The organism is Uliginosibacterium sp. 31-16 (assembly GCF_030730865.1).
GTDB lineage: Bacteria > Pseudomonadota > Gammaproteobacteria > Burkholderiales > Rhodocyclaceae > Uliginosibacterium.
Map to the genome: position 1 here is coordinate 1549605 of NZ_JAVALZ010000001.1, position 26045 is coordinate 1575649.

27 protein-coding genes are annotated in these 26045 nt (G+C 62.3%); 10 read left to right on the forward strand and 17 right to left on the reverse strand.

Going from position 1 to position 26045, the window contains the following annotated elements:
• Positions 1 to 26 precede the first annotated feature (26 nt).
• From purU to Q9Q94_RS07305, 5 genes are read right to left on the reverse strand one after another with little or no spacing between them, the layout of a single operon-like run.
• Entirely contained in the window at positions 27 to 887 is an 861-nt protein-coding gene (purU, locus tag Q9Q94_RS07285; protein ID WP_305979365.1) for a formyltetrahydrofolate deformylase, read from the reverse strand.
• Between the two features lie 15 nt (positions 888 to 902).
• Positions 903 to 1265, reverse strand: coding sequence for a 5-carboxymethyl-2-hydroxymuconate Delta-isomerase (locus tag Q9Q94_RS07290; protein ID WP_305979366.1), 363 nt, complete (start codon positions 1263 to 1265; stop codon positions 903 to 905).
• A gap of 2 nt (positions 1266 to 1267) precedes the next feature.
• Positions 1268 to 1660: a hypothetical protein gene (locus Q9Q94_RS07295; RefSeq protein WP_305979367.1), complete on the reverse strand. Its 393-nt coding sequence runs from the start codon at positions 1658 to 1660 to the stop codon at positions 1268 to 1270.
• A gap of 24 nt (positions 1661 to 1684) precedes the next feature.
• Complete coding sequence (gene thrH, locus Q9Q94_RS07300) at positions 1685 to 2305, reverse strand: bifunctional phosphoserine phosphatase/homoserine phosphotransferase ThrH (RefSeq protein ID WP_305979368.1); 621 nt, start codon at positions 2303 to 2305, stop codon at positions 1685 to 1687.
• A 59-nt stretch (positions 2306 to 2364) separates the two neighbouring features.
• Positions 2365 to 2754 (reverse strand): hypothetical protein, encoded by a 390-nt coding sequence (locus tag Q9Q94_RS07305; RefSeq protein ID WP_305979369.1) that lies wholly within the window; start codon positions 2752 to 2754, stop codon positions 2365 to 2367.
• A gap of 156 nt (positions 2755 to 2910) precedes the next feature.
• Here Q9Q94_RS07305 and Q9Q94_RS07310 point away from each other — a divergent pair, with 156 nt between their 5' ends.
• Complete coding sequence (locus tag Q9Q94_RS07310) at positions 2911 to 3093, forward strand: oxidoreductase-like domain-containing protein (RefSeq protein WP_305979370.1); 183 nt, start codon at positions 2911 to 2913, stop codon at positions 3091 to 3093.
• Positions 3094 to 3119: 26 nt separating this feature from the next.
• On the opposite strand, the gene murB is transcribed toward Q9Q94_RS07310, so the two are convergent.
• The 3 genes from murB to Q9Q94_RS07325 are packed head-to-tail and all read right to left on the reverse strand — an operon-like array spanning position 3120 to position 4573.
• Complete coding sequence (gene murB, locus Q9Q94_RS07315) at positions 3120 to 4142, reverse strand: UDP-N-acetylmuramate dehydrogenase (protein WP_305979371.1); 1023 nt, start codon at positions 4140 to 4142, stop codon at positions 3120 to 3122.
• Positions 4143 to 4167: 25 nt separating this feature from the next.
• Positions 4168 to 4341: a hypothetical protein gene (locus Q9Q94_RS07320; RefSeq protein ID WP_305979372.1), complete on the reverse strand. Its 174-nt coding sequence runs from the start codon at positions 4339 to 4341 to the stop codon at positions 4168 to 4170.
• Between the two features lie 13 nt (positions 4342 to 4354).
• On the reverse strand, positions 4355 to 4573 hold the full coding sequence (locus tag Q9Q94_RS07325) for a hypothetical protein (RefSeq protein ID WP_305979373.1): 219 nt from the start codon (positions 4571 to 4573) through the stop codon (positions 4355 to 4357).
• Positions 4574 to 4674: 101 nt separating this feature from the next.
• Here Q9Q94_RS07325 and Q9Q94_RS07330 point away from each other — a divergent pair, with 101 nt between their 5' ends.
• Together Q9Q94_RS07330 and Q9Q94_RS07335 are read left to right on the forward strand one after the other, a co-directional pair.
• Positions 4675 to 5577, forward strand: a complete 903-nt coding sequence (locus tag Q9Q94_RS07330) for a recombination-associated protein RdgC (RefSeq protein WP_305979374.1) — start codon at positions 4675 to 4677, stop codon at positions 5575 to 5577.
• Between the two features lie 68 nt (positions 5578 to 5645).
• Positions 5646 to 6137 carry a nucleoside 2-deoxyribosyltransferase gene (locus Q9Q94_RS07335; protein ID WP_305979375.1) on the forward strand — a complete coding sequence of 164 codons (492 nt, stop codon included), beginning with the start codon at positions 5646 to 5648 and terminating at the stop codon, positions 6135 to 6137.
• A 244-nt stretch (positions 6138 to 6381) separates the two neighbouring features.
• On the opposite strand, the gene Q9Q94_RS07340 is transcribed toward Q9Q94_RS07335, so the two are convergent.
• From Q9Q94_RS07340 to Q9Q94_RS07355, 4 genes are read right to left on the reverse strand one after another with little or no spacing between them, the layout of a single operon-like run.
• Positions 6382 to 6717 carry a GIY-YIG nuclease family protein gene (locus Q9Q94_RS07340; protein ID WP_371929831.1) on the reverse strand — a complete coding sequence of 112 codons (336 nt, stop codon included), beginning with the start codon at positions 6715 to 6717 and terminating at the stop codon, positions 6382 to 6384.
• Positions 6718 to 6744: 27 nt separating this feature from the next.
• Positions 6745 to 7716, reverse strand: a complete 972-nt coding sequence (locus tag Q9Q94_RS07345; RefSeq protein ID WP_305979376.1) for a Gfo/Idh/MocA family protein — start codon at positions 7714 to 7716, stop codon at positions 6745 to 6747.
• Complete coding sequence (locus tag Q9Q94_RS07350) at positions 7713 to 8015, reverse strand: hypothetical protein (RefSeq protein WP_305979377.1); 303 nt, start codon at positions 8013 to 8015, stop codon at positions 7713 to 7715. Before Q9Q94_RS07350 ends, Q9Q94_RS07345 begins: the two co-directional genes overlap by 4 nt.
• Before the next feature lie 8 nt (positions 8016 to 8023).
• Complete coding sequence (locus tag Q9Q94_RS07355; protein ID WP_305979378.1) at positions 8024 to 8752, reverse strand: TIGR00730 family Rossman fold protein; 729 nt, start codon at positions 8750 to 8752, stop codon at positions 8024 to 8026.
• Positions 8753 to 8875: 123 nt separating this feature from the next.
• Here Q9Q94_RS07355 and polA point away from each other — a divergent pair, with 123 nt between their 5' ends.
• From polA to Q9Q94_RS07375, 4 genes are all read left to right on the forward strand, one after another.
• Positions 8876 to 11671, forward strand: a complete 2796-nt coding sequence (polA, locus tag Q9Q94_RS07360) for a DNA polymerase I (protein WP_305979379.1) — start codon at positions 8876 to 8878, stop codon at positions 11669 to 11671.
• Between the two features lie 218 nt (positions 11672 to 11889).
• Complete coding sequence (locus tag Q9Q94_RS07365; RefSeq protein WP_305979380.1) at positions 11890 to 13116, forward strand: hypothetical protein; 1227 nt, start codon at positions 11890 to 11892, stop codon at positions 13114 to 13116.
• A gap of 228 nt (positions 13117 to 13344) precedes the next feature.
• Entirely contained in the window at positions 13345 to 13968 is a 624-nt protein-coding gene (locus Q9Q94_RS07370; RefSeq protein ID WP_305979381.1) for a class I SAM-dependent methyltransferase, read from the forward strand.
• Positions 13969 to 14193: 225 nt separating this feature from the next.
• Positions 14194 to 14805 carry a DJ-1/PfpI family protein gene (locus Q9Q94_RS07375; RefSeq protein ID WP_305979382.1) on the forward strand — a complete coding sequence of 204 codons (612 nt, stop codon included), beginning with the start codon at positions 14194 to 14196 and terminating at the stop codon, positions 14803 to 14805.
• On the opposite strand, the gene Q9Q94_RS07380 is transcribed toward Q9Q94_RS07375, so the two are convergent.
• The 3 genes from Q9Q94_RS07380 to gdhA all read right to left on the reverse strand — a co-directional run bounded on the left by Q9Q94_RS07380 (position 14798) and on the right by gdhA (position 18847).
• The gene (locus Q9Q94_RS07380) at positions 14798 to 16414 is read right to left on the reverse strand and encodes a PAS domain-containing methyl-accepting chemotaxis protein (protein WP_305979383.1); all 1617 of its coding nucleotides are present in this window, start codon (positions 16412 to 16414) and stop codon (positions 14798 to 14800) included. The two genes, Q9Q94_RS07375 and Q9Q94_RS07380, sit on opposite strands and share 8 nt — an antisense overlap.
• Before the next feature lie 366 nt (positions 16415 to 16780).
• Entirely contained in the window at positions 16781 to 17275 is a 495-nt protein-coding gene (locus tag Q9Q94_RS07385; RefSeq protein WP_305979384.1) for a LexA family transcriptional regulator, read from the reverse strand.
• A 228-nt stretch (positions 17276 to 17503) separates the two neighbouring features.
• Positions 17504 to 18847 carry an NADP-specific glutamate dehydrogenase gene (gdhA, locus tag Q9Q94_RS07390; RefSeq protein WP_305979385.1) on the reverse strand — a complete coding sequence of 448 codons (1344 nt, stop codon included), beginning with the start codon at positions 18845 to 18847 and terminating at the stop codon, positions 17504 to 17506.
• A 259-nt stretch (positions 18848 to 19106) separates the two neighbouring features.
• On the opposite strand from gdhA, the gene Q9Q94_RS07395 reads away from it, so the two are divergent.
• Positions 19107 to 19808 carry a rhamnogalacturonan acetylesterase gene (locus Q9Q94_RS07395; RefSeq protein WP_305979386.1) on the forward strand — a complete coding sequence of 234 codons (702 nt, stop codon included), beginning with the start codon at positions 19107 to 19109 and terminating at the stop codon, positions 19806 to 19808.
• 142 nt (positions 19809 to 19950) lie between these two features.
• On the opposite strand, the gene Q9Q94_RS07400 is transcribed toward Q9Q94_RS07395, so the two are convergent.
• Positions 19951 to 21096 carry a type IV pilus twitching motility protein PilT gene (locus Q9Q94_RS07400; RefSeq protein ID WP_305979387.1) on the reverse strand — a complete coding sequence of 382 codons (1146 nt, stop codon included), beginning with the start codon at positions 21094 to 21096 and terminating at the stop codon, positions 19951 to 19953.
• A gap of 281 nt (positions 21097 to 21377) precedes the next feature.
• Entirely contained in the window at positions 21378 to 24146 is a 2769-nt protein-coding gene (ppc, locus tag Q9Q94_RS07405) for a phosphoenolpyruvate carboxylase (RefSeq protein ID WP_305979388.1), read from the reverse strand.
• 104 nt (positions 24147 to 24250) lie between these two features.
• On the opposite strand from ppc, the gene hemC reads away from it, so the two are divergent.
• Entirely contained in the window at positions 24251 to 25237 is a 987-nt protein-coding gene (gene hemC, locus Q9Q94_RS07410; protein ID WP_371929820.1) for a hydroxymethylbilane synthase, read from the forward strand.
• Complete coding sequence (locus tag Q9Q94_RS07415; protein ID WP_305979389.1) at positions 25237 to 26022, forward strand: uroporphyrinogen-III synthase; 786 nt, start codon at positions 25237 to 25239, stop codon at positions 26020 to 26022. Before hemC ends, Q9Q94_RS07415 begins: the two co-directional genes overlap by 1 nt.
• Positions 26023 to 26045: the final 23 nt, after the last annotated feature.

Sequence of the window (26045 nt, forward strand, 5' to 3'; positions counted from 1 at the left end):
AACGCCAGAATCCTGTTGTCAGTGTTTCAGCGGAACACCACGGTCTTGTTGCCGTGAACGAGCACCCGATCCTCAAGGTGATAGCGCAGGCCGCGCGCCAGCACCGCCTTCTCGATGTCCTTGCCGTAGCGCACCATGTCTTCGACCGAGTCCGAGTGGTCGACGCGGATTACGTCCTGATCGATGATCGGCCCCTGATCAAGCTCTTCGGTGACGTAGTGGCAGGTCGCACCGATCAGCTTCACGCCACGCGTGTGGGCCTGGTGATAGGGCTTGGCGCCGACGAAGCTGGGCAGGAAGCTGTGGTGGATGTTGATGATCTGGCCGGGGTAGTCGCGGCACATGTCCGGCGGGATGATCTGCATGTAGCGCGCCAGCACCATCACGTCACCACGCACTTCGTCGAAGATGCGGCGCACTTCGGCGTAGGCAGCGGGTTTGTTGTCGGCCGTGACCGGCACATGGTGGAAGGGGATGCCATGCCACTCGACGAGGCCGCGGAAGGTCTCGTGGTTGGAGATCACGCAGGGGATCTCGATATCCAACTCCTTGCTCTGCCAGCGCCCGATCAGGTCGTACAGGCAGTGCTCCTGCTTGCTGACCATCAGCACCACGCGTTTCTTCACCGTGCTGTCGCTGATCTTCCAGTCCATGTTCAGTTCTGCGGCGATCGGGCGGAAGCGCTCGCGGAACTCGGCCAACATGAAGGGGATGGAGTCGGCGCGGATCTCGATGCGCAGGAAATAGCGCTGCGTATCGTGATCCGTGTGCATGTTCGATTCGAAGATCCAGCCGCCATGCTGGGCGAGGAAGCCTGAGACGCGGGCGACGATGCCGCTGCGATCAGGGCAGGAAGCGGTCAGGGTGTAGAAGCGTTGGGTGTGCATGGGGAGGAATCGGGTTCAGGCTTGTACGATGGCCTTTGAATAGGCATTGCGGTCCATGTCCAGCGCCTCGGCGGTGATCTGCACCGGCAGCACCGGGCTGTTCATCACGCAGGAGCGCAGGGCCGCCACCAGACCTTCGGTGATGGCCTGCTTGGTGCCGGCCTCGCGCCCGGCCAGCAGATGCAGGCGGGCATGCAGGAAGCCACCCGGCGCCGCGTCGCCGACGAGAAAATCGTCCAGGCGCAGGGCGCGGCTCTTGATGTGATCCGGCACGAATTCGCCGGAAGCGAGCAACACCGTGTTCATGCGGTGCAGGGCCTGCGCCGGCTCGAAATCCGGCAGCAGGTTGGCGGTGTATTCCAGGACGAGATGTGGCATGGTCAGCGGGCAAACATAGGGATGACGATGGCCGCCAGAATGCCGATGCCGGCAATCCCGCCGACCAGAATGAGCCACCACTGGGTCCATTTGCGCTGAACGGCGTTGAAGTGTTCGACGCTGTCCCAGCGCTTGTTGCGCCAGGCCATTTCCCGGCCCTTTACGCCCAGATAAATCTGCATGATGAAGCCGATGTATGGGATGAGGCAGATCAGGCCGATCCAGGTGTTGTTGCCGATAGCCCAGATCCAGCCCCACAAAAATGCACCCCAGCACCAGCCTTTGGCTTCCGCGGGGACATTTGCATTCTTGCCCATGCCTGAGGTGTTCTCGCCTTCGTAGACATCATTCAGAACCGATTTTGGCGGCTGATATGGATTGATCTGGTCACTCATGTCGGTCTCCTGTCTGGATCTGGTTTAGTCAGCATTGCCGATGCGCGCAGCGGCCTTGTCGATCTCGGCGCGCAGCGCGCTGTAATCGCGCACTACCGGGTACTGCGGGAATTCGCGCACCACGTTTTCGGGTGGGTGCATCAGGATGCCGGCGTCGGCGGCTCCGAGCATGGCGGTGTCGTTGTAGCTGTCGCCGGCGGCGATGACCTTGAAGTTCAGAGCCTTGAAAGCTTCCACGGCGTGGCGCTTCTGGTCCGGCATGCGCAGGTGGTAATTTACCAGCATGCCGGAGGCATCCGCTTCGAGACGGTGACAGAACAGTGTGGGCTGACCCATCTGCGCCATCAGCGGCTTGGCGAATTCGTAGAAGGTGTCTGACAGGATCACGACCTGGTAATCCAGACGCAGCGCGTCGAGAAATTCCTTGCAGCCCTCCATCGGACCCATCGCGCCGATGACTTCCTGGATGTCCGGCAGGCCCAGCTTGTGCTCGCGCAGGATGTTCAGGCGGTACTGCATCAGCTTGTCGTAATCGGGTTCATCGCGGGTGGTGCGACGCAACTCCGGAATGCCGGTGCGTTCGGCGAAAGCGATCCAGATTTCCGGGACCAGCACGCCTTCCATGTCGAGACAAACGATCTGCACGATGAACCTTCAGGTGAATTGACGAAAACCCTGCATTGTACAGGGCTGGAGCGGCTTGTTCAGCAGCCGCAGCGGCCCCAGCCCCGCATCTCGGTGCGTTGGCGCCCGGCCCATTGCAGGATAAGGTGGCTGCGGTAATCCGTGCCTTTGCAGGATTTTGCCTTGGCCGAGCAACTGGCGGTGACTTCGCTGACGGTCTGGATGCTCCAGTTGCCCTGAGCCAGCTGCAGGGTCATGCGGTCGCCGGGGCGCGGTGGCTCATGCTGGGCCGGGAAGTATTTTTCGCTGCGCAGGGTCAGCTTGCGCAGGCCGCCTGGTTCGCGGATCACGGCATTCTGCTTGTCGTTCTCCCAGCTCCAGAAAATCAGCGGCACGCCTTTTTTCTCGCCAAAGCTGCAGCCGCACTGCTCCGGCAGATCGCTTGCCTGCAGGGGCTGCAATGCGGGCATGGGATCAGCTGCGTGAGCTGCCAGCGGCAGGGCAATCAGGACAAGCAAGCAACAGATCTGGCGCAGCAATGAAGGCATGACGGCTCCCGGAAGAGAAGGCGGAGGCCGCAAATCTATCAGTTTTACCCGCCGGCCGTGGCAGGTAAGATCGCAAGGATGAGCGATATCAAGCCCTTTGACGAGCCGCCTCCCGTTCCGCCGGACGAGCCGGACGCCTTTGCCTGCTGTGGCAACGACTGTGGCGAGGCCTGCGTGTGGACGATCTATCAGCATGCGCGCCGGCGTTACGAGGCGCAGTTGCTGGCCTGGCAGGAGCGTCAGCTGGAGCGGGACGACTAGACGCTGCTGCGGCGCATGGCTTGCGCTCAGATCAGCGCCGGCTCCATCTCCAGGCTGACGCCGAAGCGGTCATTCACGTCACGGCGAACCGCCGCAGCCAGACGCAGCACATCCTGCCCGGTGGCGCCGCCATGATTGACCATGACCAGCGCCTGGTGCTCATACATGCCTACCTGCCCGAGCGCACGACCTTTCCAGCCGGCCTGATCAATCAGCCAGCCAGCTGCAATCTTGACCGAGCCATCGATCTGCTTGTAGCTGGGAATCTCGGGGAAGGTGGCAAGCAGCTCGGCATAGTGCCGGGCATCGACGACCGGGTTCTTGAAGAAGCTGCCGACATTGCCGATCTGTGCCGGATCGGGCAGCTTGCGGCTGCGCACGGCCATGATCGTGTCGGAGACATCGAGCGGCTTCGGGTCGATGATGCCGCGAGTGGCCAGCTCGCGTGCCACGTCCACATAGCGGGTCAGGGCGGTCCAGCGCTTGGGCAGGCGGAAGGTTACCGAGGTAATGACGAAGCGACCGGCGCCTTCGTGCTTGAACATGCTGTCACGGTAGCCGAAGTGGCAGTCCTTGAAGTCGAAGCTCATCAAGGCCCCGCTCTTCAGATCAACGGCTTCGAGGATCATGAAGCGTTCGCACACTTCCAGCCCGTAGGCGCCGATGTTCTGCACCGGTGCGGCACCCACCGTGCCAGGGATCAGCGACAGGTTTTCCAGGCCGGGCCAGCCCATGGTCAGGGTCCAGCGCACGAATTCATGCCAGTTTTCGCCGGCGCCGGCGCGCACGAAGTGATAGTCGTCATCGCCGCCAATCAGCTCGCGGCCGGGAATGCGGATGTGCAGCACGGTGCCGTCGATATCGCCGGAGAGCAGGACATTGCTGCCACCACCGAGGATCACGACACGATCGCCGTTGAGTTCCCCGCTGCGTACCAGCTTGACCAGCTGGCTGGCCGAGCGGATGTCGGCATAGCGTTTTGCCGTGCCGGGCAGGCCGAAGGTGTTGAAGGGCGCGAGAGAAACGTCTGTCTGGAAAGGGAAAGCCATGAGAATCGCCGGAAACGGGTTTTGCTCAGTGCGCCGCTTTGATGCGCTGAGCAAAACCCGCTTCGTCCTTGAGACGGCGCAGCTGACGTTTGGCCGCCTGGCGCAGGGCCTTGCCGGATTTCTGGTGCACGCCCTCGCCATTGCGGCTGCGCATGAGTTGCACCAGCGGATTCCGCGGGCGCGATGTCTTGAGTTTCATTGCTGTTTCTCCTTCATTGAGTCGCTGATTCCACGGCCTGACGCTGGGCTTCCGCCTGCTGGCTGGCCGCATCAAGCTGTTGCTTGACCTGATCCATCTGCTGCCTTGCCTGCTCGGCCTGTTGTGCCTGGCCCTTGCCGACGGCCACGGCGGTGACTGCGGTTTCGGATACGCCACAGGCGGCCAACAGGATACAGGCAAGCGCCGACAAAAGGATTTTCAGTGTTTTCATGGACCTACTCCAATACGATTGATTCCGGCCAAAAGTCTCTGAGCGGAGCCGGCGGCGAGGACGTATCATCCCGTCTCTTTTGCCTACTCCTTACAAATAATATGTGGTTCCGTAACATTCAACTCTACCGTCTGCCCGAACAGTGGGACATGAGTGCCGAACGGCTCTCCGAACAACTCGAACGTCTGCTGTTCCAGACCTGCGGCACGCAGGACATGAGTAGTCAGGGCTGGGCACCGGTGATGCAGGATAGTCTGGTGCATGGCGTCGGCGGGCAGTGGATGATTGCGCTGGGCGTCGAGCAGCGCCTGCTGCCGTCCTCCGTCGTCAAGCAGGTGTGCGATGATCGCGCCGAGGAGATCGAAGCCCAGCAAGGCTTCAAGCCCGGCCGCAAGCAGATGAAGGAACTCAAGGAAGCGGTGACCATGGAGCTGATGCCGCGCGCCTTCACCCGCCGCCGCCGCGTGTATGCCTGGATCGATCCGAAAGACGGCTGGCTGGCTATTGATGCCTCCAGCCGCAGTTCCGCCGAGCCGGTGGTTGAAGCCCTGCACAAGGCGCTCGACGAGCTGCCGCTGAAGCTGCTGAACACCGAGAACAGCCCCGGTGCGGCAATGACCGACTGGCTGGCGGGCGGCGAAGCGCCCGGCGCCTTCACCATCGATCAGGATTGCGAACTGCGCACTGTCACCGACGAAGCCAGTGCCGTGCGCTACGTACGTCACAGTCTCGAAGGCGAGGAAATCCGCGAACACATTGCTGCCGGCAAGCAGGTCAGCAAGCTGGCTCTGACTTTCGATGACCGGGTGTCCTTCATCCTCACCGACAAGTTCGAGATCAAGCGCCTGCAACCGCTGGATGTGCTGACCGACAAGGGCGGCGAAGGTGATGTGAAGACCCGCGAAGAACAGTTCGACGCTGATTTCGCCCTGATGACCGGCGAGCTGCGCAAGCTGATCCCGGCACTGCTGGATGCATTGGGCGGAGAAGTCAAAACCATCTGATGCTGCAGGTCGTGTGAGCCGAAGGCGTAACCCGACAGGGAGCTCACCCAGCACTTCGCGAAGCGACAATGAAAGCCTATCTCGCCGGCCCTGACGTGTTCCGCCCCGACGCCCTTGAATGGGCGGCGCAGGCGCGTGCGCTGTGCCGGCGGCACGGCGTCGAGGCGCTGGTGCCGCTGGATGGCGAGGCGCTGACGGCGGAAGGCATCTACTTCCAGAATGTCGCCATGATCCGCGCGGCCGACGGAGTGCTGGCCAATCTCGACGCCTTCCGTGGCGCCGAGCCGGATTCCGGCACCAGTTTTGAAGTCGGTTTCGCGCTGGCGCTGGGCAAGCCGGTCGTGGGCTACGTGAGCACGGCCGGGACGACACCAGAGCGCGTTGCGCGCTGGCAGGGGGGCGAACTTGAAGAGGCCGACGGAAAACTTATCGACCGTGACGGCCTGATCGTCGAAGACTTCGGCTTGCCGCTCAACCTGATGCTCGCCGTACCCGCCCGGATTGTGGTGGGGGGGCTTGAAGAGGCGCTTGTGGCCTTGCTCTCCGGCAGGGCTGGCTGAAAAGGCGCTTCTGACTTGACTTTCTGGCAAGGTCGAGCGAAGCAGTTGTTTGGTTTGGGGTTTTGAGTGTGGCGCGGAACCACGCTTCTGGATCCCGGCCTTCGCCGGGATGACGGCAACAAGAGATGTCTCGACGGACGTAACGACTACTTTGTGTCTGCTGAGGGCGCTTGTCCGCCAAACAGCGTCCCCAAATCGGCGTCATCCCGGCGAAGGCCGGGATCCAGGAATCGTCCCGCAGTGCCTACACCAGATCTTCGTACAGATCCCTCCAGCCAGGATTGCCGACCTCAATCAGTTTCAGCTTCCATGCCCGCTGCCATTCCTTGATGGCTTTCTCGCGCGCAATCGCTTCTGGCATGGAGGCATGCATTTCATACCACACCAGTAACTTCAGGCTATAGCGCTGGGTAAAGCCTTCCACCAGACCGCTCTTGTGCTGCCATACCCGCTGCACGAGATTGGCGGTGACACCGACGTACAGCGTACCGTTGCGTTGGCTGGCGAGGATATAGACGCAGGGCTGGATAGACTCTCGTCTCCGTGTTGGCGTGTTCTGGATCCCGGCTTTCGCCGGGATGACGCCATGTGGTGAGGATTGTCCTTTTCAGCGCCCCAGAATCCGGTCGATCACCGCATCGGTACGCGCCGCACTCTCGCCCGTGCTCGGGCACTCACCCCGGCCAAGCAGGGCATTCACCACGGTCTGGATCAGCGGCTGCTGTACATGCGCCGGATTCGGGATGTCAAAGCGTTCCTCGCCGGCGGCCGTGATCAGGCTGAAGGGCTGGTCGTCGAAGGTCGAGAAGACGATGCGTCCCTTGTCGCCGATGATCTCGCAGCGGTCCAGTTTGTCACCGGCGGCGAAACACCAGGCGCCGCTGCCCAGCACACCACTGGCAAAGCGGAAGCTGGCGCTGACCGTGTCTTCCACGCCGTGCGTGCCGCTGTGACAGGCCGCATGGCCGTTTACATCGACGATGGGGCCGAACAGGTAGTCGAGAAAATCCAGCTGGTGCGAGCCCATGTCCACAAAGCGCCCGCCGCCTGACAGCACCGGATTGACGCGCCAGGGCAGGCTGGCTGCGTCCAGCTCCTCAGGCGCTTGCGGCTGGTGCAGTTGCAGATTGACATAGCGCACGGCGCCGATTGAGCCATCCAGCACCCGTTCGCGGATCTGCCGGAAGCGCGGCATGGCGCGGCGATAGTAGGCGACGAAGAGCGGCAGCTGCCGGTGCGCGAAAGCCTGCTGCATGATCAGGCTCTCGGCGTGGTTCAGTGCCATCGGCTTTTCCACGTAGCAGGGCTTGCCGGCGGCAGCGCAAAGCAGGGCCAGCGGCTGGTGGGCGTTCGGTGGCGTGGCGATGTAGACCGCATCGACCTCCGGGGCGTCGATCAGCGCCTGGGCGCTGTCGTACCAGCGCGGCACGCCGTGGCGTTGTGCATAGTCGCGGGCGAGTTCGCCGTTGCGGCGCATCACCGCCACCAGTTGCGAGCCATCGGCCCGCTGGAAGCCCGGGCCGCTTTTTACTTCAGTCACTTCACCGCATCCGAGGATGCCCCAGCGGATCTGTTTCATCGTGTTGTTCCTTGATCTCTCGTTGTGGTTTCGGGCGGTCTGAGTACCACGCTGCCCGGGCTGCTGTCGGCGCTGCCTGCCGGCGTTACGGGCCTGGCCGGGCTCTGCGTCCGTGTCTTTTCATAGTCTGCGTAGGACTGCCGGGTGATGCGCTGCAGGCATTCCTCGCGAGCCCCCGGCGCCTGTTGCTCGCAGCGGGATTTCTGGGTGGCAATCCCGGTTTCGTAAAGAAACTGGCTGCAGCCGGGCAAGGCCAGCGCTGCGAGCAGGCAGGCAATCAGAGTGCGTACAGGGCGCATGTTCGGGATCACAGATTCAGCATCATCTCGTGTTCATCGGGCAGATCCGCAAAGCCACGCTGTTCGTAGTGCTTGAAGATCGCGGCGACGATCTCTTCCGGCTCGTCGATCAGCTGGATCAGGTTCATGTCCCCCGGGTTGATCATCTTCTCGCTTACCAGCGTTTCACGGAACCACTCCAGCAGGCCTCCCCAGAATTTCGTGCCAACCAGGATGACCGGGATCTTGCGCGTCTTGCCGGTCTGGATCAGGGTCAGCGCTTCCATCATCTCGTCCAGCGTACCGAAGCCGCCGGGCATCACCACATAAGCCGAGGCGTACTTTACGAACATCACCTTGCGCGGGAAGAAATGACGGAAGGTCTGTGAGACATCCTGATACGGATTCCCGCTCTGTTCGTGCGGCAACTGGATGTTCAGCCCCACGGATGGGCTCTTGCCGGCGAACGCGCCCTTGTTGGCCGCTTCCATGATGCCGGGGCCGCCGCCGGAAATAACCGAAAAGCCCGCATCCGAAAGCAGACGGGCGATTTTTTCGGTTTCCAGATAATAAGGATGATCGGTTGGCGTGCGGGCCGAGCCGAAGATGCTCACGGCCGGGCGGATGGGCTTGAGGCGCTCAGTCGCCTCGACGAACTCTGACATAATGCCGAAGATCCGCCAGGCCTCGCGTGCCAGCTCGGTTTGCTCGGTGACCGAGGGGGCGTGAAAGGGTGGCAGCTTGTTTTTTGCGCTCATGTTCCGATGCGGTCGTGAGGAAGAAAACCCGATACTGCGTGCATTCCCCCTTGTGAGGCAAGACCATCTGCCCGCTTCGCCCCTGGCCCGTTCCTCGTTTTGCACATTTGACCTGAATCCGCCATGCCCAAACTTCTGCTCGTCGACGGTTCCAGTTATCTGTTCCGTGCCTTTCATGCTCTGCCCGATCTGCGCAACAAGGCCGGTGAGCCCACCGGAGCGCTGCGCGGCGTGCTCAGCATGCTCCTGCCTCTGCGCGATTCGATCGGCGCGACTCACGCCGTGTGCGTGTTCGACGCCAAGGGCAAGACCTTCCGCAACGACTGGTATCCCGAATACAAGGCGACCCGCAAGCCCACGCCGGAAGACCTCGTGCCGCAGATCGAGCCGATCCAGACTTGCGTGCGTGCGCTCGGCTGGCCGGTGATCGTCGAGCCCGGCGTGGAGGCCGATGACGTGATCGGCACGCTCACGCGTCAGGCCGTCGAGCGCGGCTTCGAGGTGATCATTTCTACCGGCGACAAGGACATGGCCCAGCTCGTCCAGCCCGGCGTGACGCTCATGAACACGATGACGAACGAATCACTCGATTCGGCCGGCGTGCTGGAGAAATTCGGCGTGCCGCCCGAGCGCATCGTCGACTACCTCACCCTGATGGGCGATACCGTCGACAACGTACCGGGCGTCGAGAAGTGTGGCCCCAAGACCGCCGTGAAATGGCTGGCCGAATACGGCACGCTCGACAACATCGTTGCCAATGCAGACAGCATCAAGGGTGTGGTTGGCGAGAATCTGCGCCGCGCGCTGGACTTCATCCCCATGGGCAAGAAGCTCGTCACCATCGTCACCGACGTGCCGCTGGCCGAGAAGCTCGATGAGCTGACCTGGCGCGAGCCGGATAACGCCACCCTGCTGGAGCACTACACCCGCTGGGAATTCAAGGGCTGGCTGCGCGCCTTGCAGGGCGCCGCGGGCTCCGGGCCGGCGGCTGCCACGCCCGCAGCCGGTGAGCAGGGTGGTCTGTTTGGCGAAAGCAGTGCCTCCGCTCCGCAACGCAGCTTCGCGCCTGCGCGACCTGGCGATGACGAACCTGTGATCCGCAGCGCCGCGCACCGCGAAGCCTACGAGTGCATCCTCACGCGCGAAACCTTCGACAAGTGGCTCGCCAAAATCGACGCCGCCGCGCTTACTGCTTTCGACACCGAAACCGACAGCCTCGACGGCATGCTGGCGCATCTCGTGGGCATGAGCTTCTGCGTCACGCCGGGCGAGGCCGCCTACCTGCCGCTCGCCCACCGCTACCCCGGTGTGCCGGATCAGTTGCCGCTCGCCGACGTGCTGGCTGCGCTGAAGCCCTGGTTCGAGGACGCAAGCAAGCCCAAACTCGGCCAGAACCTGAAATACGACATGCATGTGCTGGCCAACCACGGCATCACCCTGCGCGGCGTGGCGGAAGACACCCTGCTCGAATCCGCCGCGTGGGAGAGCGACAAGGGCCACGATCTGGATGGTCTGGCCAAACGCTATACTGACATGGAAACCCTGTCCTATGCCGACGTGTGCGGCAAGGGCGCCAAGGCCATCGGCTTTGCTGATGTTGATCTCGCAATCGCCACGGCCTACGGTGCCGAGGATGCCGACGTCACCCTGCGCGTGCATCAGAAACTCAGCCCGCTGATTGCTGCAGAGCCAGGCCTGACGCGGGTCTACAGGCAGGTCGAACTGCCCGTGCAGGAAGTGCTGTGGGCCATGGAGCGCGAGGGCGTGCTGATCGATTCGCAGCTCCTCATGCAGCAGAGTGACGAACTGGGCCGCAAGATGCTGGAGATCGAACAGCAGGCTTATGAGGCGGCCGGCCAGCCCTTCAATCTGAACAGTCCCAAGCAACTGGGTGAAATCCTCTTCGAGCAGCTCAAGCTGCCCGTGAAGAAGAAGACCCCCAGCGGCGCGCCCAGCACCGACGAAGAAGTGCTCGCCGAACTCGCGCTCGACTATCCGCTGCCCAAGCTGCTGCTCGATTACCGCAGCATGGCCAAGCTGAAGAACACGTATACCGACAAATTGCCGCGCAGCGTGAATCCGCAAACCGGCCGCGTACACACCAGCTTCTCGCAGACCGGCGCGATTACCGGGCGGCTGGCCTCCAGTGAGCCCAATCTGCAGAACATCCCGGTGCGCACGCCCGAAGGCCGCCGTATCCGTCAGGCCTTCATCGCGCCGCCCGGCTGCAGCATCGTCTCGGCCGACTACTCGCAGATCGAGCTACGCATCATGGCGCACCTTTCCGGTGACGAGCGCCTGCTCGAAGCTTTCGCCCAGGGCGAAGACGTGCACCGCGCCACGGCGGCCGAAGTCTTCGGCGTGCCCAGTGCCGAGGTCAGCAGCGAGCAGCGCCGTTATGCCAAGACCATCAACTTCGGCCTGATCTACGGCATGAGCGCGCACGGCCTCGCGCGCTCACTGGATATCGAACGCGCCGCCGCGCAGAGCTGGATCGACCGCTACTTCGCCCGATACCCCGGCGTCGCCCGCTACATGGAGCACACCCGCATTGCCGCGCGCACCCAGGGCTACGTCGAAACCGTTTTCGGCCGCCGCCTGTGGCTGGCCGAAATCAAGAGCAGCAACGCCGGCCGCCGCCAGGGCGCCGAGCGCGCCGCCATCAACGCCCCGATGCAGGGCACCGCGGCCGATCTGGTCAAGCTCGCGATGCGCAGCGTGTATGACTGGCTGAACGCCGAAGGATTGCAGAGCAAATTGCTGCTGCAGGTGCATGACGAACTGATCCTCGAAGTTCCGGAGGCCGAGCTGTCACTGGTCCGCGAGAAGCTCCCCGCATTGATGGCCGGCGTGGCGGAGCTGAAGGTGCCGCTGCTGGCGGAGGTGGGGGTGGGCGCTAATTGGGATGAGGCGCATTGATTGAGTAGCCCGGATTCCGCTGCGTTGTATCCGGGCTGCTTGATGGTTGAATTGCTTGATTACATCCGGAGGTTTTCGTGACTGATGTCTCCACGTCCAGTGCAAGCGAGCGAATGTCCAAGGCCCGCGCTCGCTTATTCAGTGAGCTCTCTAAGCCAACTGAGTCGGGTTCATTATCTGAGTCTTTTTGTGTCAGTTGCACACAATGTGCAACTCGCATGGAATACATGCCGGGCTTGGCGGAGCACGTTGTTTGTGCGAAGTGCCGCTCGATCTATGAAGTAGGCAGAGAATCAAACATCCGACTTCAGAAGAGGTATGCATTTTCTGAAGCTGTGCAACCTCAAATTAAAGTCGGCATGCGCGGCGACATACGTGGTGCTAATTGGGTGGTTGTAGGATGGAGGTATTCGAAACTTCGCAAGGGCGAAATCGCTGTTGGGAAAATTTTCGAATACCAGATTTTTAATGCATTTTGGGGGTTTCGTTGGCTAGTCTATGACGAACATTCGTGGCAAATGTTAATGCCTGTCAAGGGAAAGCAAGATGAGCAGCGCGGGATTGGTTTGGCCGGGAAAAACAATTTCGATCAGAGCAAGCTAAGTGCGGACACAATTTGCGCAGAAGGTATGTTCGAGAACTCTCCTGTTTCGACGAGGAGTATTCCAATTCTTTCCGAATTTCACCGAGCTGGGAATCTTATAAAATTCGAATCGTCCGGACAAACAACATGGTATGAGATTGCTTTGTTAGAGGATGATGCGCTCAGATACTGGGCGCTAGGTGCCGAAGATATTGAATCCAAAAATCCCGAAATGGAATCGGCTGGCTTGTTATTTCCGGCACTGATTGTCGCCATTCCTTCATGCATTGCCGTGTCATTCCGTTTTTTTGACCCTGGGATGAGGGATGGTGACAGTTACGATCCGGAAGTGATCGTAATGCTCTTTCAGTTGGCCGCACTATTCTTTTTCCCCGTTGGATACGGAATTTATTTTTTGATGAGAAGCCTGTTGCCGAAAGGTCTCCGTAGAGTCCGCACTCACCTTGTAGGCGCCGCATCTTTGTACTTGCTGGCAGTGCTGCCTCTGTTGTTCTCGGGGGTGGTTTTGTTTGCATTTATCGCCTTCTTTGTTTTGGTAATGTATTTGCGATTTCCTGCGCAAAAATCCATCGAGGGAGCCTTCAACAATAGGCGCTCTCCAGTTGCCGTTAAATATCTGTGGAGAATATATATATCGTCTGTTTGCGCAGCGGCTTTGAGTTGGGCTGGTTATGTGGTCTGGTTTGGTGATTTTCCAGAGTCACCTAGATCGCTTATTGTTTCGATTGTTGTCATGGTGCCGTTTTGTATTTTGTTGCCATTCAAAGGCCGGACTGAAGAAAAAGGCCGTTTTAATGATTTTGTAGAAGGCGTTTCTTTTGATCGTGTTGGGGACGATTGAAACGGCGGCATCCTCCGCGAGCCTGGCAGGGTCAATGTCATTAAGCCTTGTAGCCCTGCGCTGACCAAGCTTCATGGCTGGCCGAATGTTTTGTCCGTTCGGGTTACGCCTTTGGCTAACCCTCCCTACGCCCCCCGAAGACCCGCAGCACACGGCTCTGTGCGGGCAGGCGTGCCGAAGATGCCCGGCTGACGTGCTTCTCCGGGCAACACTTGTGGAAAAACCGAGATGAGCCGTGACTATTTCAACGCCGCCGCAGCTGATTGGGACACACCGGTGCGTGTGGAGCGGGCGCAGAAGATTGCCGAGGTGATCCGGCGCGAAGTGCGCCTCGCGCCCGAGGCGGTAGTGGCGGATTACGGCAGCGGCACCGGACTGATTGCGGCGGCACTCGCGCCACATGTTGCGCGCGTGGTGGCGCTGGATAATGCCGCGAACATGCTCGCAGTGCTGGCCGACAAGTGTCGCGCCGGCGGCATTGCGAACATCGAGACGCGCTTGTGCGATATCGAGACGGACAGTTTCGCAGCGCCGTTCTGCGATGTGTTTGTTTCCAGTCTGGTGTTGCATCATCTGCGCTCGCCGGAGCGCTACGCGGCAGCGGCCTGGCAGGCGTTGCGCCCCGGTGGCGTGGCGGCGGTGATCGACCTCGACTGCGAGGGGGGCGATTTCCACACGGGGCACGATGAGGTGCATCACCATGGCTTCGAGCGTGCGGCGCTGGTGCAGGTTTTTGTGGAGGCGGGCTTCGCCAGACCGAGCGTCCGCACCGCGCTTACGATCCGCAAGCTGGGCCGCGCGGGCGTGGAGCGCGACTTCACGTTGTTCATCCTGCAGGCGCGCAAGGGCTGATCAAGTCGGCGAAGCCATCGCCTGATCCTGCCGTGTGGCTTGAAAAACCGCTTCTGGCGGGCTTCTTCAGCCATCCTGCCTGTGTAGCGGCGCCGGGCGGGCGTGTGCATGGAGCTTGGCCGGAGACGTCCGCCACATGCGGCTTTCCACTGTGCCGGTTTGCATGCTTGATGGCCGTGCGCGACACTCCGGTTTTCGCCCGTGCTTCATGAACAGGAGTGCGCCATGCACATCGGCATCTACGTTTTTGATCCGGTGGAGGTTCTCGACTTCGCCGGCCCTTACGAGGTTTTCACGACTGCCGCACGGGTGCATGGGCGCAGCCAGCCGGGGGTGCCGCTGTTCGAGGTGTGCACCATCGCGGCGGGTCATGCGCCGGTTACAGCGCGGGCCGGGCTGCCAGTATTGCCCGATTGCACCATCGCCGATCACCCGCCGCTGGATGTGCTGATCATCCCCGGCGGGGTGGTGACGGCGGAGCTGGCGCGGCCTGAGGTGATTGAGTGGATCGCGCGGCAGGCCGGACAGGTGCAGACTCTGGCCTCGGTATGTACCGGCGCCTTCCTGCTGGCGCAGGCCGGTGTGCTGCGGGGGCGTGCGGTGACCACACACTGGGAAGACACCGCCGATCTGCGTGCGATGTTCGCCGGGCTGGAGGTGCGCGAAGGCCTGCGCTGGGTGGATGAGGGCGCGGTGGTGAGTTCTGCCGGCATCTCGGCGGGCATCGATATGTGCCTGCATCTGGTGGAGCGTCTTGCCGGCCGCGCGCTGGCGGAGTGCACGGCACGCCAGCTGGAGTTTGACTGGACGGAGAACGGCGGCAGGCCGGCTAGCTGATCCGGAAACGCTGGGCGAGCTGGTGCATTTCGTCGGTGAGATCACTGAGTGCTTTTGCCGAATCCGAGGTCTGTTCTGCCGCATGGGTGCCTTGCTCGGAATCGGTGGCGATTTCTTCCACGCGGGAGGCGATCTCGTGCGCGGCAACGGCTTGCTCCTTGAGCGCATCAAAAATGGCGGAGACCGCATCAGCCGCAGAGACAACGGCGGTCTGGATTTCCGTGATGGCTTCGCCTGCACGACCCGCCAGTGCAACGCCTTCGGTGACGCGTGCGGTTGAGGCCTGCATGCCGTTGGCGACGCTGTGGGTGCCTTGCTGGATCATGTCGACCATCTGCGAGATTTGATGGGTTGAGCCACTTGTGCGCTCGGCCAATTTGCGCACTTCGTCTGCAACGACAGCAAACCCCCGGCCGGATTCGCCTGCGCGGGCTGCCTCGATGGCAGCATTCAGCGCGAGCAGGTTGGTCTGGTCGGCGATCTCGCGGATGACCTGAACGGTGTTGGTGATCTGCTCTGAATGGCTCTGCAAGGTTGTGACAGCCTCAACGGCCTGCTGGACCGTGCTGGAAATGAGACTGATCTCTTCGGCGGCCTGGCGGATGACCTGCCCGCCACTCTGGGCCAGCTCTTCGGTCCGGATGGCGATTTCGCGGGATTCATTGGCGAGATCGCGAACCTGATCCACCGAAACCGACATTTCCTCGACGGCGGCGGCCATGGCGGCGGCTGACTTGGATTGGCGTAGCGATGCTCGGGAGCCTTCGCCTGCCGCCTCGTCCAGCGAGTGGGCCTGAGGCGTCATGGATTCGATGCGGTCCACGAGATCCGCCACCAACTCATGCAGCTTGCTGCGCATGAGGACGATCTGAGTCAGCACTTCGCCGATCTCGTCATACATATTGACTGGCAACGGTACCGACAGGTCGCCACTTTCGGCGATGCCGCGCAGCAGTTCGCGTGTGCGCACCATGTTGCGGGTGAGATAGCTGATCATGGCGGCAAACATGGCAATGCCTGCAAGCATGGCAAATGCGATCATGCCGAGACCCAGCGTGCGTTGCCCATACAGGGCGATTCCTTCACCCAGCAACATCAGTGCAGTAAAGACAATGAAGGTGGCCCAGAAGCGCCAGGCAAGCCGCACATGCCGGTTGAATGCGACGAGTTTGCCCAGCCAGCCGCCAGGCAGACTGTTGCCCGCTTCGAGGTGCAGGCCGGGGCGGGCATACAAGGCTTCTGCGTGCTGGATCTCGGCGCGACTGGCTTCTGTCCGAACCGACATGTAACCCTCGCCGTTGGGCAGGCAGGTGACGGCAGCTCGTACCCAGTAGTGGTCGCCGTTCTTGCAGCGGTTTTTGACAATGCCGGTCCACGGGCGTCCGGCCTTGAGCGTTGCCCAGAGATCACGAAAAGCTTCGGCGGGCATGTCCGGATGGCGCAGCATGTTGTGTGGCTGACCGATCAGTTCGCTTTTTTCGTAGCCGGAAATCTCGATGAACGCCGCGTTGACGTGAGTGATTTGGCCTTTGGCGTTGGTGCGACTGATGATGACCCTGCCGCTTGGGTAGGGACGTTCTTTTCCACTCACGGGCTGATTGTTACGCATGCTGTCCTCGACGGTTTGTTTTTTTGGCAGACCAATCTGAATATGGGAAATACCTTCCACAGGACTGCGATTGTTTGCCCGTAGGTCTGGAACATTCCGCCTTGGGTTGTCGAGGATTCATGCCCGGACCGTATTTTCCGGATGCCATGCTCAGTGCAAGAGTGATGACTGGCGCGCGACCCATCTCGTACCGGCCGCTGGATAGTTCTGGATGAGCGGGGGATGTGAATGCCTGTGGCAATAACTGATGCAACGGGCCGTGGCGATCTTCCGCGGTTTTATGGCGACTCCGCGCACTGCGGATCAGCATGCATGGGGTGAGTCTGGCGCGTACGCAGGCGTTTTTGTGGCGCCTGCGGGCGTGAATTACGCCCAGAAGCGTTTGAAACTGCCGACGACCACGCCCCAGATGGTTAGCTCGCTGCCGTCTTCCGGCTGTATTTCCGGCACGTCGGGCGCGTCGGCCTGCAAGGCAGTCTTGCGACCGCGATGATGCAGGCGGCGCACCAGACGCTCGCCATTCACGAGAGCCAGCACAATATGGCCGTGGGCAGGCTGGATGCGTTTGTCGACGATGAGCATGTCGCCCTCGAAGATGCCGGCGCCTGCCATGGCGTCGTCGCGTGCCTGGAAGCAGAAGCTGTGATCGTCGTGGCGAACGAGATAGTCGTGCACGTCGAGGCGGCTGCTTTCGTCGTCGGTACTCGTCGGCGGCGCTTCTGCCGAGCGGCCGGACACCATCAGTGGCCGGGTGCGTGCGGCTTTGCGCCGGGTGCGCCGGATCTCCGGAAACGACTCCGGTGGCGCGGACGGCGAGGCGCCGACGAGGCTGACGAAGGGAAGCGGGATCTGCTCGGACATGGCGACGATAGCTGTAAATAAAAACAGTATCTTGGCTGGGGCTTTGGCTGTCAAGCGAGGCGCGCACATGCCGTCTGCTCGCCGGCTTGCCGGGCCCGGGAATCCGGCCGGTGGCGCTGATTCGGCAGCCGCGTCAGTCGCCAGCGCGATCGGGACGGCAGACAAAAAAAGACCCCGGCACTGCCGGGGTCTCGGGCACGGGCGCCAGACCTGTGCGCGCCATGGGAATCAGATCACGCCCTGGGCCAGCATGGCTTCGGCGACCTTGACGAAGCCGGCGATGTTGGCGCCGTCGACGTAGCTGATCGAACCATCCGGACGACGACCGTACTTCACGCAGGAGGCGTGGATGCCTTGCATGATTTCCAGCAGGCGGGCGTCGACCTCTTCGCGGGTCCAGGACAGACGCATGGCGTTCTGGCTCATTTCCAGCCCCGAGGTTGCGACGCCACCGGCGTTGGATGCCTTGCCCGGTGCGTACAGCACCTTGTTGGCTTCAAACACCTTCACGGCTTCGATGGTGGACGGCATGTTGGCGCCTTCGGATACGCAGATCACGCCGTTGGCGACCAGCGTCTTGGCATCGTTTTCGTCCAGCTCGTTCTGGGTTGCACAGGGCAGGGCGATATCGGTCTTGACGTGCCACGGCGTCTTGCCGGCTTCAAACTTGGCATTGACGCGGGCGGCGTAGTCGCTGACGCGGCCATAACGCTCATTCTTCACTTCCATCAGGATCGCCAGTTTCTCCGGCGTGAAGCCTTCCTCGTCGATCACGGTGCCGGAGGAGTCCGATACTGTGATGACCTTGGCGCCCAGTTCCATGGCTTTTTCAACGGCGTATTGCGCTACGTTGCCCGATCCGGATACGGAAACGCGCATGCCCTTGAAGCTCTTGTCATGAAGCTTGAGCATCTCGTTGGCGAAGTACACGGTGCCGTAGCCGGTGGCTTCCGGGCGGATCAGCGAGCCGCCGAAGGTGATGCCCTTGCCGGTGAAGACGCAGTCGGCGCGATTGGTGAGCTTCTTGTACATGCCGGCCATGTAGCCGACTTCACGCCCGCTCACGCCGATGTCGCCTGCCGGCACGTCGGTGTCGGAGCCGACGTGGCGGAACAGTTCGCTGACGAAGGCTTGGCAGAAACGCATGATCTCGCGCGGGCTCTTGCCCTTGGGGTCGAAATCGGAGCCGCCTTTGCCGCCGCCCATGGGCAGCGTGGTCAGTGAATTCTTGAAGGTCTGCTCGAACGCCAGAAATTTCAGGATCGACAGATTGACCGAGGGATGGAAGCGCAGACCGCCCTTGTACGGGCCGATGGCCGAGCTGTGCTGGATGCGGTAGCCGCGATTGACGTGTACGTTACCCGCGTCATCCACCCAGGAGATGCGGAACATGATCACGCGTTCCGGTTCAACCAGGCGATCGAGCAGTCCTTGCTCGGCATAACGCGGGTTGGCCTGGATGAAGGGCCACAAGCTTTCGATGACTTCCGTGACGGCCTGGATGAATTCCGGCTGGCCCGGATTACGCTGGGCGACGGCATCGATGAAATCGTGGCTGCTCTGATAGCGCATGAGATTTGTCTCCTCTGGAAAATGTATTAAAAGGGCGAGCATTATTCCTTAAGCACATGTCTATTGCACCATTTTGGTGCTTTAAAACAAGGCTTATCAGGCATAAGCACCAATATGGATCGAATTTTTATGGTTTTTGCACCAATGCAGCGCCAGTTCTGTTGTGGGCAAAAACATCAGAAAAGGGTGTGCGGGTCGATTTCCGCAGCGCAGGCGCGGGTGTAAGCTCGCGCCTTCTTTTCTGTTTCCGGGTCAGCCCATGAAGTTCCGCAGCCTGTTCCTCCCGCTCGCTTTCTTCGCCAGCGCGGCCTGCGCCGAAACCGTTTTCCTGATCGGTGATTCGACCGTGTCCAGCTATTCACCGCCGGATCCGCGCAATGGCTGGGGGCAGGTGATCGGACAGTTTTTTACGCCCGACGTGACGGTGAAGAACTTTGCGATCTCGGGTCGCAGCTCGAAGAGCTTCTTCGAGGAGGGGGCCTGGACACCGGTGCTGCCACAGGTCCAGCCGGGTGATTACGTGTTCATCCAGTTCGGCCATAACGACGAGAAACGCGATGCGGCGCGGGGCACCGAGCCCTTCGGCAGCTATCAGGAATACCTTGCCCGCTATGTGGATGACACGCTGAAGGCGGGCGGAATTCCGGTACTGGTGACGCCGGTGGGGCGTGGCGGGATGAAGCGCTCGACCTGGGCCGGTTCACATGGCCGCTACCCGGCGGCGATGCTGGAGCTGGCGCAGACGAAGAAAGTGCTGGCCATTGATCTGACGACGCTGAGCGAAGCGCATTTTCGCAAGCTCGGCGGTAGCGACACGCTGAAACTCTTCGTGGCGTCACTTGACGGCAAGGACGACACGCACTTCCTGCCCGCCGGCGCGCTGGAAATTGCCAGGCTGGTGGCGCAGGCGGTCAGGGGGCTCGATACACCGCTGGCGAAAAAGGTCCTGATCGGCGAGTAGACGGGTGCATTTTTCTGGACGCTTGCCTGCTCAGCCGCTTGCCGCCTGTGTCTGCAGGCAGCATGTGCGCAGAAGCCCATGAAAAAAGCCTCTGCCGGCACCATGCCGGCAGAGGCTTGCTGGATGCGGGTCTTCAGCTGGCTTAGCGTTTGAGCGCCTTGACCATCCCGGCGAACTTGAGCGGGTCGGTGCTGCCGCGGCGGGCGTCTTCCACGCTGACCATGTTGGCCTGAATCAGGCGCAGCAGATCGTCGTTCATGGTGTGCGAGCCGGAGTTGCTCTCCACACTCAGCAGATCAAGCAGCGCGCGGATGCCGGCAATGTTGCCGGTTTCGATGATGCTGGAGACCTCGGGGGTGACGGTCAGACACTCGGTGGCAAGGTGATAGGCATCGCCGGCCAGCGAAGGCAGCAGGGCCTGGCAGATCACGCCGCGCAGCGAGCTGGCGAGCGTCTGGGCCTGCGCGTCGGCATTGCCGAGCAGACGCAGCATCTTCTGCAAACCGAGTTCGGTGGAGCGGGCGTGCAGGGTGGCAAACACCAGCGGGCCGGATTCGGACAGCGCCAGCGCTTCCTGCGCGGTCTGCGCGTCGCGGATTTCACCGATCACGATCACATCCGGGCGCTCGCGCAAGGCATCCAGCGCGCCGAGGTAGAAGCTCGCGACGTCGCCATCGGTGCCGACCTCGCGCTGGGTGATGATGCTTTTGCGCTGCGGGATGATGGTCTCGACCGGGTCTTCAATCGTGATGATGTGGCCGGAGCGGCGCTTGTTGATTTCGTCGAGGATCGATGAAATCGTGGTCGACTTGCCCTGGCAGGTGTCTCCCACGATCAGCACCAGCCCGCTGGTGAGCTTGGCAAAGGCTTGGGCGTTCGGGCGCAGGCCCAGTGTGGCGAGCGCCAGCGGTTCGGTCGGGAAGCGGCGGATCACGCAGCCCAGGCGCTTGCGGCCGTGGAAGGTGAAGCAGTTCACGCGCAGCCGCGCGCTGTACAGATCCTTGGCGCGGTCAAAGGCGCGCTCCATGATGCGCTCTTCCCAGTTCGGCTCGATGACCTCGAAGAACTCCTCCAGCTCCTGCCCGGTGACCGGAATGTCGGACACAGCCACCAGCCGCTTGGGCTGGCGCAGCATCAGCGGGCTGTTCTGGTGAATGATGATGTCGGAGAAAACGATGCCGGAACTGAGCAGGCTGAGGATCTGTTCGATCAGCGTGCCATTGCTGGGAAAGTCCCCGCTCTCGCTCAGCGAAAGGGTTTCAATTTTTGAGTACTGTGGCTGGTCCATGGTGTTCCCCGGCGATGTAGGCGGGCTACGCGTGCTGCGTGCGCCTGATTTTTGTAACCCCGAATCCTTGCGCGTGCGGCGCTGAATTGCAAGGGGAAGATGCGAGGCGTCGCCGGGCGGTTGGCGCCTGCTCGTGACGCTGCACAAAACCACCGCTGCTGCCCTGAAGAGTGGCGCCCGGCCTCGCTTTGCGGAATGGGTAGCAGCGGACCGTGAACTGACAAGGCTTTGCCGGCAGGGTGCCGGCAAAGCCTTGCTGGGTGCGGGTCTCGGAGGAGAGCCTAGCCGCTGTTGCGCAAACCGGCGGCGATGCCGTTGATGGACAGGAGGATGCCGCGACGGATGCGGTCGTCCTCGTTGCCCTCGCGGTAGCGATGCAGCAGCTCGACCTGCACGTGGTTGAGCGGATTCAGGTAGGGCAGGCGGTTGCGGATCGAGCGTTGCAGGAGCGGATTGCCGTCGGTGAGTTCCTGCTGGCCGGTGATGGCCAGCAATACTTCGATGGTGGCCTCCCATTCGGCCTTGATGCGCGGGAAGATGCTGTTGCGCAGGGCTTCATCCTGCACCAGTTCGGCATAGCGTGAGGCAATGGCCAGATCGCTCTTGGCCAGCACCATGTCCATGTTGGCGAGCTGGGTGGTGAAGAAGCTCCATTCGCAATTCATGGCCTGCAGCAATTGCATGCCGGCTTCGCCATGCTTGGCGAGGTAAGCCTTGACCGCCGAGCCGAAACCGAACCAGCCCGGCAGCATGACGCGCGACTGGGCCCACGAGAACACCCAGGGAATCGCCCGCAGATCTTCAATGGCGGTGCTCTTCTTGCGCGAGGCCGGGCGCGAGCCGATGTTGAGGTTGGCGATTTCCGAGATCACGGTGGATTCCCAGAAATACTGCTCGAAGCCGGGGGTTTCATAGACCAGTTCGCGGTAGGCCTTGAAGGCGTGATCCGACAGTTCGTCCATTGCCGCCAGATACTCGGGGCGCGGCGCGGCTTCCGGGTGGGCCAGCAGCGTGGCCTCCAGCGTCGCGGCGGCGAGCACTTCCAGATTGCGCCGGCCGACTTCCGGATTGGAATACTTGGAGGCGATGACTTCGCCCTGCTCGGTCAGACGGATCTGGCCCTGCACCGCGCCGCCCGGCTGGGCGAGGATGGCCTGATAGCTGGGGCCGCCACCGCGCCCGACCGAACCGCCGCGGCCGTGGAACAGGCGCAGGCGTACGCCGTGTTTCCTGAATACGCCGATGAGCTGGATCTCGGCCTTGTAGAGCTCCCAGCCAGAGGTGAGGAAGCCGCCGTCCTTGTTGGAGTCCGAATAGCCGAGCATGCATTCCTGGGCTTCGTCACGCGAGCTGACCAGCGCCCGGAAGGCCGGAATGCCGAGAATCCGGTCCATGATGCCGGCGGCGTTCTGCAAGTCGCCGATGGTCTCGAACAGCGGGATGATGTTGATGTCCAGGCGTGCTTCATGCGGGCGCAGCAGGCCGACTTCCTTGAGCAGCACGGCCAGCTCCAGCATGTCGGAGACGCCATCGGTCTTGGAGATGATGGCGTTCTGCACGCAGCACTTGCCGTAGATCTTCTGGGCCTCGGCGATGGCGCGGAAGATTGCCAGCTCGCCGGTGGTTTCCTCTGAATACTGCACGCTCGGAGAAGACAGCGGGCGTGGCGTGGCCAGCTCCTGCAGCAGGATGCTGATGCGGCCTTCCTCGTCTTTGGCCAGATACTGCGTGCCGGGGTGGGCGGCTTCAAGCAGCTCGGCCACGGTGCGCTCATGCACGTCGGAGTTCTGACGCACGTCGATGCTCGCCAGATGGAAACCGAAGACCGAGGCTGCGCGCTGCAGCTCGCGCAGCTTGCCGTGGGCCAGGGCCGGCGAGCAGTGCTTGAGCAGTGAGTCGTGGAGCACGTCCAGATCGACACGGAAGGACTCGGCGTCCGGATAGGGTTCGGCTTCAGCCGCAGGCAGGCGACCGGTGGGGCGCAGGCCAAACTGCAGGGCGGTGGCCCACAGGCGGGCGTGGATTCCCCGCATGGCGCGGCGATAGGGTTCGTCTGCCGTATGGGCGCTGCGATAGGGTGAGCGCTCGGCCAGGGCAGCCAGTTCCGGGCTGACGTCGACCAGACCGCTGGACAGCGACAGGCGCGTTGCCAGACGGTTGGCTTCGTCAATGTAGAAATTGAAGACCACTTGGGCCTGCAATTGCAGCGCCCGACGCAGAATGTCGGCGGTGACGAAGGGGTTGCCGTCACGGTCGCCGCCGATCCAGCTGCCCATGCGCAGGAAGGAGGGCAGGTCGAAGTGCTCGCCGTTCTGGCTGCGGGCCGCAAGCTGGTCTTCGAGGCGGGCGTAGAGCTTGGGCAGTTCGCGCAGGAAGGTGTAATCGTAAAAGGACAGACCGTTGGCGATTTCATCGACGACCGACAGCTTGGTCAGCCGCAACATGCGCGTCTCCCACAGCAGCAGCACTTCGCGGCGCAGGGATTCTTCGTTTTCTTCTTCCTCTTCCGGGGTGAGCTGCACGCGGTCGCGCTCGTCGAGCAGCTGGGCGATGCGCAGCTGGCAGTTCAGGATGCTCTTGCGCTGCACTTCGGTCGGGTGGGCGGTCAGCACCGGCCGGATCATCGCCGTGCTGAAGAACGCCTTGAGCTGGTCGTCGCCGATACCGGCGTGGGTAGCCAGATCCAGGGCGTGCGCCATGCTGCCCTCGCGTGGTGCAGAGCCCGCGCGCAGGTGGGCACGCGAGCGACGGATGTGATGCTCGTCTTCGGCGATGTTCGAAAGCTGCGAGAAGAAGCTGAAGGCACGCACCACGTTCAGGGCGTTTTCCCGTGCCAGTTCCTTGAGCATGCCTTCCAGCTCGTGGCGGGCATCCAGATCGTCGTCACGGTGGAAGCGGATCGAAGTCTGGCGGATACGCTCGATCAGGTCGAAAACGTCGGCGCCTTCCTGCTGGCGCACGGTGTTGCCGAGGATGCGGCCGAGCATGCGGATATCGTCACGCAGGGGCGTGTCTTTGTCCTGTTCGCTGAGGAAGTTCTGAGTGTTCATGTGAGCTCTGGGGGCGGGGTGAAGGCTGGTTTTTCTGCTTGAACTGCGAATATATCAGCCCGGCGGGTCAGCCGGACAGCCGTGCTAACATCAAGACTCCCCTGATGAAGCAAGATATGTACGCCATCCGAATGCCGAATCCCGCCCAAGCCAGCCTGCCCGCTCCTTCCCGTATCGTCATCGCCACCCGCGAGAGCCGTCTGGCCCTGTGGCAGGCCGAGCATGTGAAAGCCCGTCTCGAAGCGACCTGGCCGGGCTGTGTGGTGGAGCTGCTGGGCATGACCACGCGCGGCGACCAGATCCTTGACCGTTCGCTGTCCAAGGTCGGCGGCAAGGGGCTCTTCGTCAAGGAACTCGAACAGGCGCTGGCGGATGGCCGCGCCGATATCGCGGTGCACTCCATGAAGGATGTGCCGGCGCAGATGCCCGAAGGCTTTTCGCTGATCGCCACCCTTGCGCGCGAAACGCCGCTGGATGCCTTCGTCTCGAATCGTTACGAGAGCCTGGCCGACATGCCGCCGGGCACGGTGGTCGGCACCTCCAGCCTGCGCCGCGAGGCGCAGCTGCACGCGCAGCATCCATATCTGGGTGTGTTGCCCCTGCGCGGCAATCTGGATACGCGCCTGAAGAAACTCGATGAAGGCCAGTACGACGCGATCATCCTGGCTGCCGCTGGACTCAAACGTCTGGGCCTGGCTTCGCGCATCCGTTGCGAGCTGTCCGCCGAAGACAGCCTGCCCGCCGCCGGGCAAGGTGCACTGGGTATCGAGGCGCGCGCCGACCGGCCGGAAGTGGCGGCCTGGCTGGCGCCGCTGGTTGACCCGGTAACGACTGCCTGTGTGGCCGCCGAGCGCGCGCTGACCCAAGCCTTGCAGGGCGGTTGTGACGTGCCGATTGGCGCTTTCTGTGCGCCGCAGGCCGATGGCAGTCTGAGCATGCGTGCTTTCGTGGCGACGCCGGATGGAGCTCAGATCGTGCGTAGTGCCGGCACGGCGGCGGCGGCAGAAGCCGAGGCGCTGGGCCAGCGTCTGGCCGCAGATCTGCTGGCGCAGGGGGCGGCCGGCATTCTCGCGAGCTTGCGGGAGCTCTGATGCTGCCGCTTGCCGGGCGCTGCATTGTCACCACCCGGCCTGCCGGGCAGGCTGACGGGCTGGCTGGCGAGCTGAGCATGCTGGGCGCTGAGGTGTTGAATTTTCCGGTGATCGGCATTGCGGCGGCAGACCCGGCGCCCCTGCAGGCCTTGAATCTGGCCGATTTCCAGCTGGCGTTTTTCGTTTCGCCCAATGCGGTGGAACAGGCTTTCAGAATTCGCCCCTTTGAAGACTGGCCTGCAGCCTTGCTTCTGGCGACGGTTGGCCCGGCAAGCGCGCGGGCATTGGCTCTGCAAGGATGCCCCGTGGTGATCAGCCCTGGTAGCGGCTTTGACAGCGAGTCGGTGCTGGCTTTGCCCGAATTCTCTGCGGAGGCGCTGGCGGGCAAGCGGGTACTGCTGCTGCGCGGTGACGGCGGACGCGAGCTGTTGGCCGACACCCTGCGCGAGCGCGGTGCGCAGGTCGTGCAGGTGAGTTGCTACCGGCGCGTCCGGGCGGCACTGGATCCGGCGCCCTTGCTGATGCGTTTTGCTCGCGGCGAGATTGCGGCGCTGGTGTTTTCGGCCAGCGAAGGCCTGCGCTTTTTCCTGGAAATCACCGGTGCGGGCGGGCATGCGATGCTGCAGGCTTTGCCCTGCTTTGCGCCGCATCCGCGCATCTGTGCGGCCCTGCAGGAAGCCGGCGCCACGCACGTGCGGCAGACCGGCGCAGGCGATGTGGGCATTGCCGCGGGGCTGGCAGAATACCTCGCCGCCAGTCCGCCTGCCCCTTCCGCCAAATCCTGAAGGGCGGGCTGATCGGGTAAGAT

Excerpts from the sequence above, each read along its gene's own strand:
- purU (WP_305979365.1), bottom strand. The coding sequence starts at position 887 with ATGCACACCCAACGCTTCTACACCCTGACCGCTTCCTGCCCTGATCGC.
- Q9Q94_RS07290 (WP_305979366.1), bottom strand. The coding sequence starts at position 1,265 with ATGCCACATCTCGTCCTGGAATACACCGCCAACCTGCTGCCGGATTTC.
- Q9Q94_RS07295 (WP_305979367.1), bottom strand. The coding sequence starts at position 1,660 with ATGAGTGACCAGATCAATCCATATCAGCCGCCAAAATCGGTTCTGAAT.
- Q9Q94_RS07305 (WP_305979369.1), bottom strand. The coding sequence starts at position 2,754 with ATGCCCGCATTGCAGCCCCTGCAGGCAAGCGATCTGCCGGAGCAGTGC.
- Q9Q94_RS07310 (WP_305979370.1), top strand. The coding sequence starts at position 2,911 with ATGAGCGATATCAAGCCCTTTGACGAGCCGCCTCCCGTTCCGCCGGAC.
- murB (WP_305979371.1), bottom strand. The coding sequence starts at position 4,142 with ATGGCTTTCCCTTTCCAGACAGACGTTTCTCTCGCGCCCTTCAACACC.
- Q9Q94_RS07320 (WP_305979372.1), bottom strand. The coding sequence starts at position 4,341 with ATGAAACTCAAGACATCGCGCCCGCGGAATCCGCTGGTGCAACTCATG.
- Q9Q94_RS07325 (WP_305979373.1), bottom strand. The coding sequence starts at position 4,573 with ATGAAAACACTGAAAATCCTTTTGTCGGCGCTTGCCTGTATCCTGTTG.
- Q9Q94_RS07330 (WP_305979374.1), top strand. The coding sequence starts at position 4,675 with ATGTGGTTCCGTAACATTCAACTCTACCGTCTGCCCGAACAGTGGGAC.
- Q9Q94_RS07335 (WP_305979375.1), top strand. The coding sequence starts at position 5,646 with ATGAAAGCCTATCTCGCCGGCCCTGACGTGTTCCGCCCCGACGCCCTT.
- Q9Q94_RS07345 (WP_305979376.1), bottom strand. The coding sequence starts at position 7,716 with ATGAAACAGATCCGCTGGGGCATCCTCGGATGCGGTGAAGTGACTGAA.
- Q9Q94_RS07350 (WP_305979377.1), bottom strand. The coding sequence starts at position 8,015 with ATGCGCCCTGTACGCACTCTGATTGCCTGCCTGCTCGCAGCGCTGGCC.
- Q9Q94_RS07355 (WP_305979378.1), bottom strand. The coding sequence starts at position 8,752 with ATGAGCGCAAAAAACAAGCTGCCACCCTTTCACGCCCCCTCGGTCACC.
- polA (WP_305979379.1), top strand. The coding sequence starts at position 8,876 with ATGCCCAAACTTCTGCTCGTCGACGGTTCCAGTTATCTGTTCCGTGCC.
- Q9Q94_RS07365 (WP_305979380.1), top strand. The coding sequence starts at position 11,890 with ATGGAATACATGCCGGGCTTGGCGGAGCACGTTGTTTGTGCGAAGTGC.
- Q9Q94_RS07370 (WP_305979381.1), top strand. The coding sequence starts at position 13,345 with ATGAGCCGTGACTATTTCAACGCCGCCGCAGCTGATTGGGACACACCG.
- Q9Q94_RS07375 (WP_305979382.1), top strand. The coding sequence starts at position 14,194 with ATGCACATCGGCATCTACGTTTTTGATCCGGTGGAGGTTCTCGACTTC.
- Q9Q94_RS07380 (WP_305979383.1), bottom strand. The coding sequence starts at position 16,414 with ATGCGTAACAATCAGCCCGTGAGTGGAAAAGAACGTCCCTACCCAAGC.
- Q9Q94_RS07385 (WP_305979384.1), bottom strand. The coding sequence starts at position 17,275 with ATGTCCGAGCAGATCCCGCTTCCCTTCGTCAGCCTCGTCGGCGCCTCG.
- gdhA (WP_305979385.1), bottom strand. The coding sequence starts at position 18,847 with ATGCGCTATCAGAGCAGCCACGATTTCATCGATGCCGTCGCCCAGCGT.
- Q9Q94_RS07395 (WP_305979386.1), top strand. The coding sequence starts at position 19,107 with ATGAAGTTCCGCAGCCTGTTCCTCCCGCTCGCTTTCTTCGCCAGCGCG.
- Q9Q94_RS07400 (WP_305979387.1), bottom strand. The coding sequence starts at position 21,096 with ATGGACCAGCCACAGTACTCAAAAATTGAAACCCTTTCGCTGAGCGAG.
- ppc (WP_305979388.1), bottom strand. The coding sequence starts at position 24,146 with ATGAACACTCAGAACTTCCTCAGCGAACAGGACAAAGACACGCCCCTG.
- hemC (WP_371929820.1), top strand. The coding sequence starts at position 24,251 with ATGAAGCAAGATATGTACGCCATCCGAATGCCGAATCCCGCCCAAGCC.
- Q9Q94_RS07415 (WP_305979389.1), top strand. The coding sequence starts at position 25,237 with ATGCTGCCGCTTGCCGGGCGCTGCATTGTCACCACCCGGCCTGCCGGG.